General features: G+C 69.8%; 14 protein-coding genes. 1 reads left to right on the plus strand and 13 read right to left on the minus strand.

Translation table 11 applies throughout. The annotated features are described in order from the left end of the window. Positions 1-30 precede the first annotated feature (30 nt). The 9 genes from E4T13_RS04175 to E4T13_RS04210 all read right to left on the minus strand — a co-directional run bounded on the left by E4T13_RS04175 (position 31) and on the right by E4T13_RS04210 (position 7,759). Positions 31-1,389: an amidase gene (locus E4T13_RS04175; RefSeq protein WP_170984783.1), complete on the minus strand. Its 1,359-nt coding sequence runs from the start codon at positions 1,387-1,389 to the stop codon at positions 31-33. Further along, positions 1,386-1,559, minus strand: a complete 174-nt coding sequence (locus E4T13_RS29730; RefSeq protein WP_170984784.1) for a hypothetical protein — start codon at positions 1,557-1,559, stop codon at positions 1,386-1,388. The genes E4T13_RS04175 and E4T13_RS29730 overlap by 4 nt, the downstream gene beginning before the upstream one ends. Beyond that, on the minus strand, positions 1,556-2,530 hold the full coding sequence (locus tag E4T13_RS04180; RefSeq protein WP_137176953.1) for a succinylglutamate desuccinylase/aspartoacylase family protein: 975 nt from the start codon (positions 2,528-2,530) through the stop codon (positions 1,556-1,558). The genes E4T13_RS29730 and E4T13_RS04180 overlap by 4 nt, the downstream gene beginning before the upstream one ends. 14 nt (positions 2,531-2,544) lie before the next feature. Beyond that, the gene (locus E4T13_RS04185; protein WP_137176954.1) at positions 2,545-3,594 is read right to left on the minus strand and encodes an ABC transporter ATP-binding protein; all 1,050 of its coding nucleotides are present in this window, start codon (positions 3,592-3,594) and stop codon (positions 2,545-2,547) included. Beyond that, positions 3,591-4,376, minus strand: coding sequence for an ABC transporter permease (locus E4T13_RS04190; RefSeq protein WP_170984785.1), 786 nt, complete (start codon positions 4,374-4,376; stop codon positions 3,591-3,593). Before E4T13_RS04190 ends, E4T13_RS04185 begins: the two co-directional genes overlap by 4 nt. Continuing rightward, the gene (locus E4T13_RS04195) at positions 4,373-5,215 is read right to left on the minus strand and encodes an ABC transporter permease (RefSeq protein WP_170984786.1); all 843 of its coding nucleotides are present in this window, start codon (positions 5,213-5,215) and stop codon (positions 4,373-4,375) included. Before E4T13_RS04195 ends, E4T13_RS04190 begins: the two co-directional genes overlap by 4 nt. Then, on the minus strand, positions 5,212-6,267 hold the full coding sequence (locus E4T13_RS04200) for an extracellular solute-binding protein (RefSeq protein WP_170984787.1): 1,056 nt from the start codon (positions 6,265-6,267) through the stop codon (positions 5,212-5,214). The genes E4T13_RS04195 and E4T13_RS04200 overlap by 4 nt, the downstream gene beginning before the upstream one ends. 82 nt (positions 6,268-6,349) lie before the next feature. Further along, the gene (locus tag E4T13_RS04205; protein WP_137176958.1) at positions 6,350-7,030 is read right to left on the minus strand and encodes an RraA family protein; all 681 of its coding nucleotides are present in this window, start codon (positions 7,028-7,030) and stop codon (positions 6,350-6,352) included. Positions 7,031-7,051: 21 nt separating this feature from the next. Then, positions 7,052-7,759, minus strand: a complete 708-nt coding sequence (locus E4T13_RS04210; RefSeq protein ID WP_206030066.1) for an HpcH/HpaI aldolase/citrate lyase family protein — start codon at positions 7,757-7,759, stop codon at positions 7,052-7,054. A gap of 215 nt (positions 7,760-7,974) precedes the next feature. On the opposite strand from E4T13_RS04210, the gene E4T13_RS04215 reads away from it, so the two are divergent. Next, positions 7,975-8,838 (plus strand): TauD/TfdA family dioxygenase, encoded by an 864-nt coding sequence (locus E4T13_RS04215; protein ID WP_137176960.1) that lies wholly within the window; start codon positions 7,975-7,977, stop codon positions 8,836-8,838. Between the two features lie 6 nt (positions 8,839-8,844). Here the strand turns inward: E4T13_RS04215 and E4T13_RS04220 are convergent, their stop codons facing one another. The 4 genes from E4T13_RS04220 to E4T13_RS04235 are packed head-to-tail and all read right to left on the minus strand — an operon-like array spanning position 8,845 to position 12,682. After that, positions 8,845-9,933 carry an ABC transporter ATP-binding protein gene (locus E4T13_RS04220; protein ID WP_137176961.1) on the minus strand — a complete coding sequence of 363 codons (1,089 nt, stop codon included), beginning with the start codon at positions 9,931-9,933 and terminating at the stop codon, positions 8,845-8,847. Further along, a complete protein-coding gene (locus tag E4T13_RS04225; RefSeq protein WP_137176962.1) occupies positions 9,926-10,747 on the minus strand; it encodes an ABC transporter permease in 822 nt (273 codons plus the stop codon). Before E4T13_RS04225 ends, E4T13_RS04220 begins: the two co-directional genes overlap by 8 nt. Then, entirely contained in the window at positions 10,744-11,604 is an 861-nt protein-coding gene (locus tag E4T13_RS04230) for an ABC transporter permease (protein WP_137176963.1), read from the minus strand. The genes E4T13_RS04225 and E4T13_RS04230 overlap by 4 nt, the downstream gene beginning before the upstream one ends. Before the next feature lie 4 nt (positions 11,605-11,608). Further along, a complete protein-coding gene (locus E4T13_RS04235; protein ID WP_170984788.1) occupies positions 11,609-12,682 on the minus strand; it encodes an extracellular solute-binding protein in 1,074 nt (357 codons plus the stop codon). Between the last annotated feature and the right edge of the window lie 55 nt (positions 12,683-12,737).

Raw genomic sequence — 12,737 nt, forward strand, 5'->3', positions numbered from 1 at the left:
CGCTGTCAGCCGGATCGCGCCAGTGCCGGCTCAGCCGAAGCGCGGCGGCCGCGCATCGCGCACGCCAAGCCGCGCTTCAAGCGCTGCGGCGGCGGCGAGAATGCTGCCTTCCTCGCCGCGTCGGCCGATGATCTGCAATGCCAACGGCATGCCGTCGGCGTCGAAGCCCGCCGGAAGCGACAGCGCCGGATGACCCGTGAGGTTGAAGGGGATGCGCAGCGAGGGCGCGGAGACGAACGGAAAGCTTGCGCCGGAGACGGCGTCGTCGAAACGCGGCGCGCCCGAGACTTCCGCGGCGCAGAGCAGCAGGTCGTGGTCGTCGAACAACGCATCCATCTGCCGCGCCAGCGCCATGCGCCGACGCTGCGCCTGCAGCAGGTCGGCGGCCGAGAGGAAGGCGCCGAGCACGAAACGGTGCCGCGCCAGCGTGCCGTAGATCGTGGGATCGGCGCGCAGCTGCGCCTCGTGATTGGCATAGGCTTCGGCGAGCAGGATGACGCGGCCACAGGCGTCGAGATCCTGCGGCGAGGGCGGCGACGCCTCGCTCACGCGCGCGCCCAGTGAGGCCAGCAGCGACAGGCCGTGCTCGACAGAGGCGATCACCGCATCCGCCGCCCGCACCGCGGCGCCGTCGAAGAAGCTGCGCAGCACGCCGATGCGTGCGCCGGCAAGGCCCGCGCCGAGCGCCGCGGCGGTCCGCGTGCCCGCGATGGCATCCAGCAGCAGGGCGCAGTCCTCGACATTGCGCGCCATCGGCCCCGCCTCGCCCATGGTGAAGGTCATCGGCAGCACGCCCTCGCGCGAGACAAGGCCGAGCGTCGGCTTGAGGCCGACCACGCCGCAATAGGCGGCGGGCTGGCGTATGGAGCCGCCAGCATCCGTGCCGACCGCGACCGGCCCCTGCCCCGAAGCCACCGCCGCCGCCGAACCGGAGGACGAGCCACCGGGGATGCGCGCGGGATCCCAGGGGTTGCGGGCGGGCGGGAATGGCAGGTCGAAGGATGGCCCGCCATAGGACAGCTCATACATCGCATGCTTGCCGAGGATCACGGCTCCGGCTTGGCGCAGCCGCGCCGCGATGGCGGCGTCTTTCGACGGGGTGCGATCGAGGAACAGGCGCGAATGGCCGGTTGTTCGCAACCCGGCGGTGTCGATGCAGTCCTTCAGGCCGACGGGCACCCCGTGCAGCGATCCTCGTGGCGCGGTGCGATCCGCTTCGCGCGCGGCGGCCAGCGCGCCTTCGGCATCGAGCGTGATCCAGGCGGCTACCGCGGGTTGCAGCGCCGCGCAGCGCGCCAGCAGCGCCTCGGTCCAGCGTTCGGCGGTCAGCGTGCCGGCGGCGATGCGCCGCGCCCCCTCCCCCGCGCCGAGCCAGGCCAGGTCGCTCATGTGCCGAGCGGGGGCTTGGGCGGCAGGTCCTCGGCGCGCAGGCCGTCCCGCACGCGCTGCAACTGCGGCTGAAGGCCGAGCCAGCCGCGATGCAGCTCCGCCAGGTCCTCCGCCGTCAGCCGCTCGAGCCCGAGGCGCCGCGCCCAGGCCGTGAATTCGGCCAGTGTCATGCGTGCTTGCGCTCGACGACTTCCACCACCTGGTCGCCGGCGTAGAGCGGCATGTAGGCGCGACGGATCGAGCCGACCCAGGCCTCCTTCGCGGGGCAGAGGATCGTCTCCACGGTGTCGCCATACATGTCCACGATCTCGCCCATCAGCTGGCCGCCGGTCATGTCGTCCCCCGGCGCGATGGCCGGCTTCCAGTAGCCGCCGCGCGTGCACTTCACATGCACGGCGTTGCCGCCGCGGCGGATGTCGGTGGCGGTCGGCGGATCGCCGGCGATCATGCCCAGCGCACGCGCCGCGCCATGCAGCGCGATGGAGAAATTCGCGAGATCCTGATCGAACACCCGCGCGCCGCCGCCGCTCTCGATGATGAGGCTCGGGATGGCGTGCCGGCGCGTGACGTTGGTGAGGTAGGTGCCCTCCATCCAGTCTTCCGACGCGCCCCATTGGTAGCGGCTGCCAACCTTGGCGGCGAGGTCGCGCGCCGCCGTCTGCGCCGGCCCCATCACCTTCGCGTCGTAGATCACGTAGAAGGCGGTGATCGTCAGCTCGCCGCCGGAATGCAGGTCGAGGACGGCATCCCCGCCATGCTCGCCGGCGAGTTCCAGCAGCCGGTGCGCGATCTGCTCGCCGACGCTGCCCTTCGGGCTGCCGGGGAAGATGCGGTTGAGGTTGGTGCCGTCCTGCGGGATCAGCCGGCTGTGCTGCCGCTGGCCCAGCGGATTGGCGCACATCAGCGCGGCGATGCTGCCCTTCATCTGCTTCAGATCGAGGCCGCGGATGAATCGCGCCGCGGCCAGCGGCCCGACATTCTCGCCGCCATGGATCAGGCACTGGATGTAGAGCCGCGGTCCCGGCTGCGCGCCGCGCGCCAGCAGCACGGGCGAGAGCAGCGGCAGGATGGGGTCCTGGCCGAGCTCGATGACTCCCTTGACGAGTTCGCCGGGTGCGGCTTCCGCCGTGCCGAATTTCATTTCTGCGTTTCCCTTCAGACCTGCGGGATGGCGGTGAGGTCGGCTGGCGTCCAGCGCGCGGTCGCCGCGGCGCCCGGGCGGAAGCGGTCGGCAAGCGCGGCCGCGCCTTCCACCAGCAGCGCACGGCCGCCGGGCAGGCGCAGCACGGCCTGCACGCCATTGCCGAGGAAGGACAGCACCTCGACCGTGCCGGAGACCGCATTCGCGCCGTCGGCGGGCTCGGCAACCAGCGTGACGCGCTCGGGACGCAGCACATAGGTCGCGGCGCCACCCGCGGCGTCGAGCGGGATGCCATCCTCCGAGACGAGGCCGCCGCCGGCGCCGGGCTTCGCTTCGAACAGGTTGGCGCGGCCGATGAAGCCGGCGACGAAGCGCGTGGCAGGGCGCTCATACACCTCGCGCGGCGTACCCAGCTGTTCCAGCCGCCCTTGGTTCATGACCGCGATGCGGTCGGAGATCGCCATCGCCTCCGCCTGGTCATGCGTCACGAACAAGGTGGTCAGGCCGAGCTCGGTCTGCAGGCGCCGCAGCTCGATGCGCGTGCCTTCGCGCAGCAGCGCATCAAGGTTGGAGAAGGGCTCGTCCAGCAGCACCACCGCGGGGTTGATCACCAACGCGCGGCCGACCGCGACGCGCTGCTGCTGGCCGCCGGAGAGCTGGCGCGGCAGCCGCGCCTCCAGCCCATCGAGCTTCAGCAGCGCCACCATGCGCGCGACGCGCTGCGCGACCTCGGCCTTCGCCACGCCGCGGCGATGCAGGCCGAAAGCGATGTTGTCCGCCACGGAGAGATGCGGGAACAGCGCATAGGATTGGAACACCATCCCCATGTCGCGCTTATGCGCGGGCACGCGCGTGATGTCCCGCCCGCGCAGCAGGATGCGGCCCTCGCTGGGATCGACGAAGCCCGCGACCATGCGCAGGGTGGTGGTCTTGCCGCAGCCGGACGGCCCAAGCAGCGCAACCAGCTCGCCCTTGGCGACGGCGAGATCCATGCGCGCGACCGCAACCGTGCTGCCGTAGCGGCGCACCAGGCCCTGCAGGTCGAGTTCAGCAGCCTCGTTCATCGCTGCGCGTAGAGCTGCTGCGCGACCATCAGGATCAGCGCGATCAGGATCAGCAGCGCGGAGACGGCCGCGACCGTCGGGTCGAAGGCCATCTGCGCCGCGCCGTAGAGCACCACGGTCAGCGGCGCTTCGCGCGCGGACCCGACGAACAACGCCATCTCGACCTCGTCGAAGGAGAAGATGAAGGCCAGCGCCGCCGCGGCGAAGAGCCCGGGCTTCAACGCCGGCAGCGTCACCAGGAAGAACGCCTTCAGCGGCGAGGCGCCCAGGTTCCGCGCCGCCTCCTCCACGGATCGGTCCACGCGCTTCAGCACCGGCAGCATCACCCGCAGCACCAGCGGCACGCCGACGATCAGGTGCGAGACGACCAGCCGCGTCATGCCCGGCGGCACGAGCGGCGTGGAGGCGAAGAACAGCGTGAGCGCCACCGCCAGCACCAGCCCCGGCAGCACCAGGGGCGAGAGGAAGAAGGCCTCGACGAATGCGCGCCCGGGGAAGTGGAAGCGTGTCAGCGCCACCGCTGCCGCGGTTCCGATCACCAGCGAGGCCGCCGCCACCGTCACTGCCAGCCGCACGCTCACGAAGAAGCCGTTGAGGTAGCGCGCATCCGCCAGCGCCGCCTGGTACCAGCGCAGCGAAAGCCCTTGCGGCGGAAACACCAGGTAGCCGGTGTCGCTCAGCGAGGCCGCGACAATGACGAAGAGCGGCCCGAGCAGGTAGACGAAGGCGATCACCGCGACCAGGCGCAGGAACCAGCCGAAGCTGTGGCCGAGGGAGATCACCGCGCCTCCTCCCGCCCCTCGCCCAGCAGGCGGCCATAGGTCAGCGCGACGGCCAGCGAGATGGCGAGCAGGATGGCGGAGATCGCCGCGGCGAAGGGCCAATCCAGCAGTTCCAGGGTCTGCTCGTAGATCGTCACCGCCATGAAATGCGCGCGCGCGCCGCCGACCATGCTGGGCGTGGCGAAGGCGCTGACGGAAAGCGAGAAGACCAGCAGCGACCCCGCCATGATGCCGCCGCGGGCCAGGCGGATCGTCACCAGCCAGAGCGCGACGACGGGCGCAGCGCCGAGGCTCATCGCAGCGTGCTCCAGGTCGCGGTCGATCCCGCGGATGACGGCATAGAGCGTCAGGATCATGATGGGCAGCAGCACCTGCGCCAGCGCGATCACCACGCCGGAGAAGGTGCCGAGCAACTGGAAATCGGGCGGGACCAGCCCCGATCCCTGCAGCAGCCGGCTGATCGTGCCGCCACGGTAGAACAGCACCATCCAGGCGAAGCTGCGCACCACGGCGCTGACCCAGAGCGGAAAGGTCGTCAGCAGCAGCAGCAGACCCGCCCAGCGCGTCTCCGCGCGCGCGAGCAGGAAGGCCAGCGGGAAGCCCAGCACCAGGCAGACGACAGTGACGCAGGCGCCGAGCGCCAGGGAATTCGCCAGCACGCCGAGATAGTAGGAATCGCCCAGGAACCGTTCGTACGATGCCAGCCCGAATGGCGCCGGGTTGCCGAACGACAGGCCAAGAAGCCGGAACTGCGGCCAGACGAACAGCAGCGCAAAGAGCAGCGCCGCCGGCGCCAGCAAGCCGGCAGCAACCAGGCTCCGACGCGCGCTGGAGTTCACCGGGTGGCGATCTCGCGATTGAAGCGCTCGGTCCAGGCAGGACGGCTGGCATTGATCAGGTCGCGGTCAAGGTTCGCCAGCTTGTCGGTGGGCGCCATGAACTTCGCGACGTCCGCCGGAAGTTGCGTGGCGGTGTTCACCGGGGCCCAGCCGATCTGCTGCGCGATCGCCGTCTGCACATCCGGCTCCAGGTGGCCGTCCAGGATGGCGCTGGCGATGTCGGCGTTGCGGCTGCGCCGCGCGACGCAGCCCATCAGCGTGACATAGGGCGCGCCTTCCTCCGGCACGGAGTAGCCCACGGGAATGCCCATGGCGCTGCTGCGCATCGCCGAGGCGCCGTCATACGGCATGATCCAGATGTCGCCGGTGGAGAACAGCGTCTGAACCTCGGCCGCGGCGCGGAAGATGGTGGCGCGTGGCGCGATGCGCTTCATCGCATCGAAACCAGGGCCGATGTTGCGCTCGTCGCCGCCGAAGGTCTTGGCCAGCATCACCAGGAAGTCGGTGCCGTAGCCGTTGGTGATGTGCGGGAAGGCAATCTTGCCCTCGAATTCCGGCTTGAAGAAGTCCTTGTAGCTGCGCGGCGGCGTCGCGACCTTGTCGGTGCGATACAGTATGCCCTCCGTCACCAGCCCCCAGGCGATGTAGTGGCCCTCGGCGTCCTTCAGGTGCGCGGGCACGTTGCCGAAGTTGCGGCCGGGCGGGATGGGCTGGGTGAGGCCGTCCGCCTTGGCCGCCCGCTCCTGGCCGCCGGAGAACATGAACAGGTCGATCTGCGGCGCCTGCGCCTCGGCCCGCATGCGGGCGAAGGCCTGGGCGGAGAGCAGCGGCGTCTGCGTGCCGCGCGCGCCGGTCTGCTGCTGCACCTTGTCGAAGACCATGCGCTGGATCAGGTCCTGGCTCGGGCCACCGAAGGCGGTGGCGACGATCTCCCGCCCGCGGAACTGCTGTGCCGCGGCACCGCCGCCCAGCAGCGGCCATGCGGCCGCGCCCATCCCCGCGGCCAGCGCCGTGCGCCGACCGAACCGCGCCGAAACATGACCCTGTCGCATGGTCCGCATCCTTCGAAAGCCGATCCCTGGATCGGCAAACTATGCGACAGCGCGCGCGCAGCGACAACCGCGCCGGCGCGCCCTATCCGCCCTTCGCCTGCGCCGAGAGGATCTCCGCGATGCGGGCATTGGTGCCGTTGATGTCCGGCATCTTCTCCCCGGCGCGCAGCCTGGCCATGGTCTTCTTCTCGTTCGCCTGCATGCCGATGGCGCGCTCCGCCGCCTCGGTGATCTCCGCGGCCTTCAGCACGAGAACGCCGTTCTCGTCCGCCAGCACGGCATCCCCGGGCTCCACCGCGACGCCGCCGCAGGAGACCGGCACGCAGAACTCGCCCTGGGTGAACTGGCGCTTGCCGGTGACGGTGGACAGGCCCCGCGCCCAGACCGGCAGGTCGTATTCGCGCAACTCCTGCATGTCCGTGGCCATGCCGTCGATGATGATGCCGAGGCAGCCGGCCGCGCGCGCCGCGAAGGCCACGCCGCCGCCGCAGGCCGCGTGCTTCAGGTCGCCGGCGCGATCGACCACCAGGATGTCGCCCGGCCGCAGCTTGCCCAGCGCATAGTGGATCATCGTGGTGTCCGCGCCGAAGCAGCGCACCGTCACCGCCGTGCCCGCGATGCGCCGGTTCGGCAGCAGGCCGCGGATCTCCGGCGCCATGAAGCCGGTGTGGCGGAAGTGGCCGATGGTCGCGGGCTCCGCCCGGCCCAGCAGCGCCAGCAGCGCGGGATCCACCGGCGGCGGCAGGTCGTTGACGACGAACATGCGGGTTGGCTCCTGGCTTTATCAGGGATAGGCGGCGCGGAAGGCGCGGACATCGGCAATGGCGCCGTCGCGCAGCCGCCCGATGTCGCTGCCGGCATTCACGAAGGCATAGCCGCGCGCGAACATGTCCATCGCCGTGCAGCCGGGATGCGGCACCGTCCCCATCGGCTTGCCGCTGGCGAGGATGCGTTCCTCTGCCCGTGCGATCAGCTTCGCGACCTCGGGGTGCTTGAGGTCGCCGAGATGGCCGACCGTGCCGGAAAGGTCGTGCGGGCCGATGAACATCACGTCGATCCCGTCCACCGCAAGGATCGCATCGATGTTCTCCACGCCCTTCGCGGATTCGATCTGCAGCACGACGAGCAGGTTGTCGCTGCAGGTCGCGACGTAGTCGGGCGCCGTGCCGTAGCCGGATGCACGCGCGCTGCTGCTGGCCGCGCCGCGACGACCGCGCGGCGGGTAGTGGCACGCGGCGACGGCTGCGCGCGCTTCCTCCGCCGTCTCGATGCTCGGGATCATCACGCCTTCCACGCCGGCATCCAGCACGCGCTTCAGGTAGACATGATCGTTCCAGGGCACCCGCACCACGGAGGTGGCCGGCGTCGTGTTGATCGCCTGCAATTGCGAGACCAGCGTCGTGGGATCGCCCAGCCCATGCTCCTGGTCGATCAACAGGAAGTCGAAGCCGGCGAGGCCGAGGATTTCCGTCACCACGGGGCTGCCGATCATGGACCAGCATCCCACGACCTTTTTCCCGGCGGTAAGCTTCTGCTTGAGGGCGTTGGGGCGGTACATCCGGGGCGGTCTCCCTGCGGGCTGTGCAGGCGCCATGGAACGCGCGAACGAAGCCTGCCGCAATGGGCAGCGCGGCATTTCCATCAACAAGATTGTCTTCTGCCACGCGCAGGCTACGATCGCTCCGCTGACGCTTGGAGGAGACACCCATGGCCCTTCAGATCAGGCCGCTCGCCCCGAACGGCTTTGGCGCCGAGGTGGTCGGCGCGGATCCGACGCTGCAGCTCGACGACGCCGCCTTCCGCCAGGTGGAGCAGGCCTGGTTCGACCATTCGATCCTGGTCTTCCGCAACCTGGCGATGACGCCTGAGCAGCAGATCGCCTTCACCCGGCGCCTGGGCCCGCTGCACATCATGGTGCCGCTGCAATACAACCTGGACGGCTATCCGGAGATCTTCGTGGTCGGCAATGCGGAGGAAGGCGGCAAGGCCGTGGGCATGCGCCGCGCCGGCATGGGCTTCCACAGCGATGGCGAGGACAAGGCGATCCCGAATGCCGGCTCCTTTCTGTTCGGCGTGAACGTGCCGCCGGAAGGCGGGGACACGATCTTCGCCGACATGTATTCCGCCTGGGACGCGCTGCCGGCTGCGCTGCGCGACCGCCTGGCTGGCAAGCGTGCGCGCTTCAGCCGGATCGAGTTGCATCACGTGCACTACCCGCATTTGCCCGCCCTGACCGAGGAGCAGAAGCGCGATCGCCCGGATGTGTGGCACCCCATTGCGCGCAAGCACCCCCGCAGCGGCCGCACCGCGCTCTATATCGGCCGCTGGGCCGTGGAGATCGAGGGCATCCCGCAGGAGGAAGGCAAGGCGCTGATCGCCGAGCTCTGCGCGCACGCCCAGAAGCCGCAATTCCTGTATCGCCACAGCTGGCGGCCCGGCGACGCGGTTCTGTGGGACAATCGCTGCACCCAGCATTGCGCGACGCCCTTCGACGAGGAGCGCTACACGCGGCGCATGCACCGGACCACGCTGGAAGGCGAGCAGCCGCTGCTGGCCGACCTGGCGGCATAGACGCGCCTATTCCGGCAGCGCGCGACAATCCTCGGCGCGGACCGTCATCCAGACGGACGCACCGATCCGCGCCAGCCGGCTGCCGGGTGTGTCCATCGTCTCCGCCACGACGGGCGAGCCGCCGGCAACCGTCACCCGCAGTTCAGTGCGCGATCCGACATAGACGGCGGTCGCCACCGTCCCTTCCAGCGTAGCCCTGCCGGGCGCCGGTGGCGGCGGTGCGGAGGAAAGCGCGATCCGCTCCGGCCGGATCGCCAGCGTCACCCGCGTTCCGGGCGGAGGCGGCGGATCGGACTCTGCGAGCAGGTCGCCCGCCGCGGTGCCGACGCGCAGCATGCCGTCCTCCATGCCCCGCACCTGGCCCTCGATCAGCGTGATCGCGCCGATGAACTCCGCGACGAAGCGCGTGCGCGGATGGCGATAGATTTCGACGGGCGGTCCGATCTGCTCCACCAGCCCGGCGCGCATCACGGCGATGCGGTCCGACATGGCCAGCGCCTCGCCCTGGTCATGCGTGACGAAGATGGTCGCGATGCCCAACTGCTTCTGCAAGGCGGAAATCTCGATGCGCATCTCCTCGCGCAGCTTCAGGTCGAGGTTCGAGAGCGGCTCGTCCAGCAGCAGCATGCGCGGGCGGATCACCAGGGCGCGCGCCAGCGCCACACGCTGCCGCTGCCCGCCGGAAAGCTGCAGCGGCCGCCGCGCATCGAGGCCGGAGAGCTTCACCATCGCCAGCGCATCCGCCACGCGCCGCGCCGCCTCATCCCGCCCCAGGCCGCGCATGCGCAGGCCGAAGGCCACGTTCTCCGCCACCGTCATGTGCGGAAACAGCGCGTAGTCCTGGAACACCACGCCGAGGTCACGGCGGAAGGGCGGCAGCCCATCCATCCGCTCGCCGCCGATCTCGATGCGGCCAGCGGTCGGTTCGATGAAGCCTGCGATCATGTTGAGCGTCGTCGTCTTGCCGCAGCCGGAGGGCCCGAGCAGCGTGACGAACTCGCCCTCCGCCACATCGAGGTCAAGCCCGGCGACGGCGAGATGACTGCCGAAGCGCCGCTCGACGCCGGTCAGCCGCAGGGCGGGGCGCTCATCCACGGCGCGAGCCTGCGTCCGCGTAGAGGAACTCGCCGATCGGCACGAAGCGCTCCAGCAGCGCAATGACGGCGAGCGGGATGACGAGGCTGAGCATGGAGACCGCCGCGAGGGTGGGGGCGAAGCCGAATTCCAGGAAGGCGAGGATCGCGACCGTCACCGGCCGCTCCCCCGGGCTCGCCAGGAACAGCGAGAGGTTCACGTCCGTGAAGGAATGCACAAAGGCGAAGGCGCTGCCGGCGAAGACGCCGCCGCTGATCACCGGCAGTGTCACCTCCCGCAGCACGCGCATCGGCCGCGCGCCAAGGCTGGCCGCTGCGGATTCCAGGCTGGGCGGCATGCCCTGCAGCGAGATCGCGACGGTGCGCACGACGAAGGGCAAGGAGATCACCACATGCCCGATCAGCAGCCCCCAGAATCCGATGAGGCTGTTGAGACCGATCGCGCTCAGGAACTGCAGCAGCGCGATCCCCGTGACCAAGGTCGGCAGCACCAGCGGACCGAGCACCAGCATCTGCAATACGGGCTTGCCAGGGAATTGCCGCCGCACCAGCGCGAAGGCCAGCGGCGTGCCGATGGCGGCACAGACGATGGCCGTCACCACCGCCAGGCGCAGCGAGAACAGGATCGGCGTCATCCAGCGTGCGTCGAAGGCCTCGCCCCACCAGCGCAGGCCGAATCCCTGCGGCGGGAAGACCGAGCGCGGACTGCCGTTGAAGGACACCGCCGCGGTGATCAGGATCGGCCCGAGGATGAAGAGGAAGATGACCAGCACCGTCAGGCGCAACAACCACCAGGGCAGGTCGCGCCGCGTCATGTCGGCGCCGCGCTGCGCCGCCCGCCCAGAAGCTGCGCGATCACCAGAAGCAGCAGCGAGCTGGCCAGCAGGATCACGCCCATTGCAGAGCCGAGGCCCCAATCCAGCAGCGCCAGCATGAAGTTGCGGATCATCGTCGCCATCGTCTCCTGCGCCGGGCCGCCGAGGATCGCGGGCGTCGCATAGGCGCCGATGGAGATCGAGAAGGCGAGGATGAAGCCGCCCGCCACGCCGGGCCAGGTCAGCGGCAGGGTGACGGTCAGGAAGGTGCGCGTGCGCGTCGCCCCGAGGCTCATCGCCGCCCTTTCGAGCGCCGGGTTCACCGCGTTCAACGCGCTCATGATGGACAGCACGCCATAGGGCATCAGCGCATGCGCGAGACCCACGATGATGGCCGGCGTGGAGGGCAGCAGGCGCAGCGGCTGCTCGATGACGCCGATGGCGAGAAGCGCATTATTCAGCGCGCCGTCCTGGTTAAGGATCACGTACCAGCCATAGGTCCTTACGATCACCGAGGCGAGCAGCGGCGAGAGCGAGAGCGCGATCAGCACGCCCTTCCAGCGCGAGGATGTCCGCACCAGGAAATACGCCAGCGGATAGGACAGCAGCACCACCAGCGTCCCCACGCCGAGCCCGACCACGAAGCTGCGCAGGATCACGCCCCGGTAGAGCGCGCTGGACAGCAGCAGCCGGAAATTGTCCAGCGTCGGCTCTTCCTGCGGGAACATCCCCTCCGCGATCAGCACGGAGGAGGAGAACAGGTAGCCCGTGGGCACCGCGAAGAAGACGATCAGGAAGAAGGCCGGCCCCGCCACCATCAACGCGGTGGCGAGGCGGCCGCGCAGCGAAGATCCCACCCGCTCAGCCGGCGCCCATGATCTCCTGCCACTTCAGCGTCCATTCGCGGCGCCGGCGCGCGATCACCTCGCTGTCCGGGAAATCCACCGCGGCCATCTGCGCTTCCGTGGTGATCTGCGCCTCGGCGAAACCGGCTGGCCAACCGGTGATGTCGGGCCGGCCGGGACCGCATTTGTAGCCGAGGCAGAAGGCGCGCTGGACCTCCGGCTCCAGCCGGAAGTTCAGGAACTCATAGGCCAGCCGCTTGTTGCGCGCGCCGACCGGCACGGCGGAGCCGACGCCGAGGCCGATCGTGCCTTCCTTCGGGATCGTCAGGTCGATCGGGTGGCCAGCATCGCGGTAGTAGACGCTGCGCGCGCTCCAATAGGGCGCGATCCAGACCTGGCCATTCTCGAAATACGGCGCCGCCTGGGCCGAGGTCGTCACCACCGTGCCGACCCAGGGCTTCTGGGCGCGCAGCCTTTCCCAGGCCGGCTCCATGTTGTCGAGCCCGCCGCCGCCGAGCTTCGCGGCCATGATGAGCGCGTAGATCGAGAGCAAATTGCCCGGGTTGAAGTTGATGACATGGCCGCGCACCTGCTCGCCGTATTTCCGGCCGGGCGTCCAATAGTCGTCCCAGCTGTCCGGCTTGCCGAGCTTGCCGGTGTTCCAGATCAGCGCGAGATACTGGTAGTAGTTCATGATGCCGGTGTTCGGCACGATCTGCCGGCTCTTTGCCCAGACGTGGCGGATGTTCGGCACCTCGCGCTCGGTCAGCGGCTCCAGCAGCCGCTCCCGTGCGCCCAGGATGATCTCCGGCGGCGTCAGCTCCGCCGCCACGTCGAAGCCGGGCGCGCCGCGGGAGGCGCGGATGCGCGCATAATCCTCGGATGCGGTGCCGGCGGAATCGTAGACGACACGCACGCTGAACTTCTGCTCGAAGGGCTTCACGACCGTGGTCATGAAGACCTCCTCGAACTCGCCGCCATAAGCATTGACCGTCAGCGTCTCCGGCGTCTGCGCCACGAGCGGCGGCGCGGCGAGCGTAGCGGCGGCGCTGCCGAGCAGCGCGCGACGCGATATCCGGGTTGCGAGCATGGCTGCCTCCCTCGGTCCTGCCGCGTGATGGTAGGAATGTGTTGACCCAAGCGTC

It is taken from the genome of Roseomonas sp. AR75, from assembly GCF_005222815.1.
Classification (GTDB): domain Bacteria; phylum Pseudomonadota; class Alphaproteobacteria; order Acetobacterales; family Acetobacteraceae; genus Falsiroseomonas.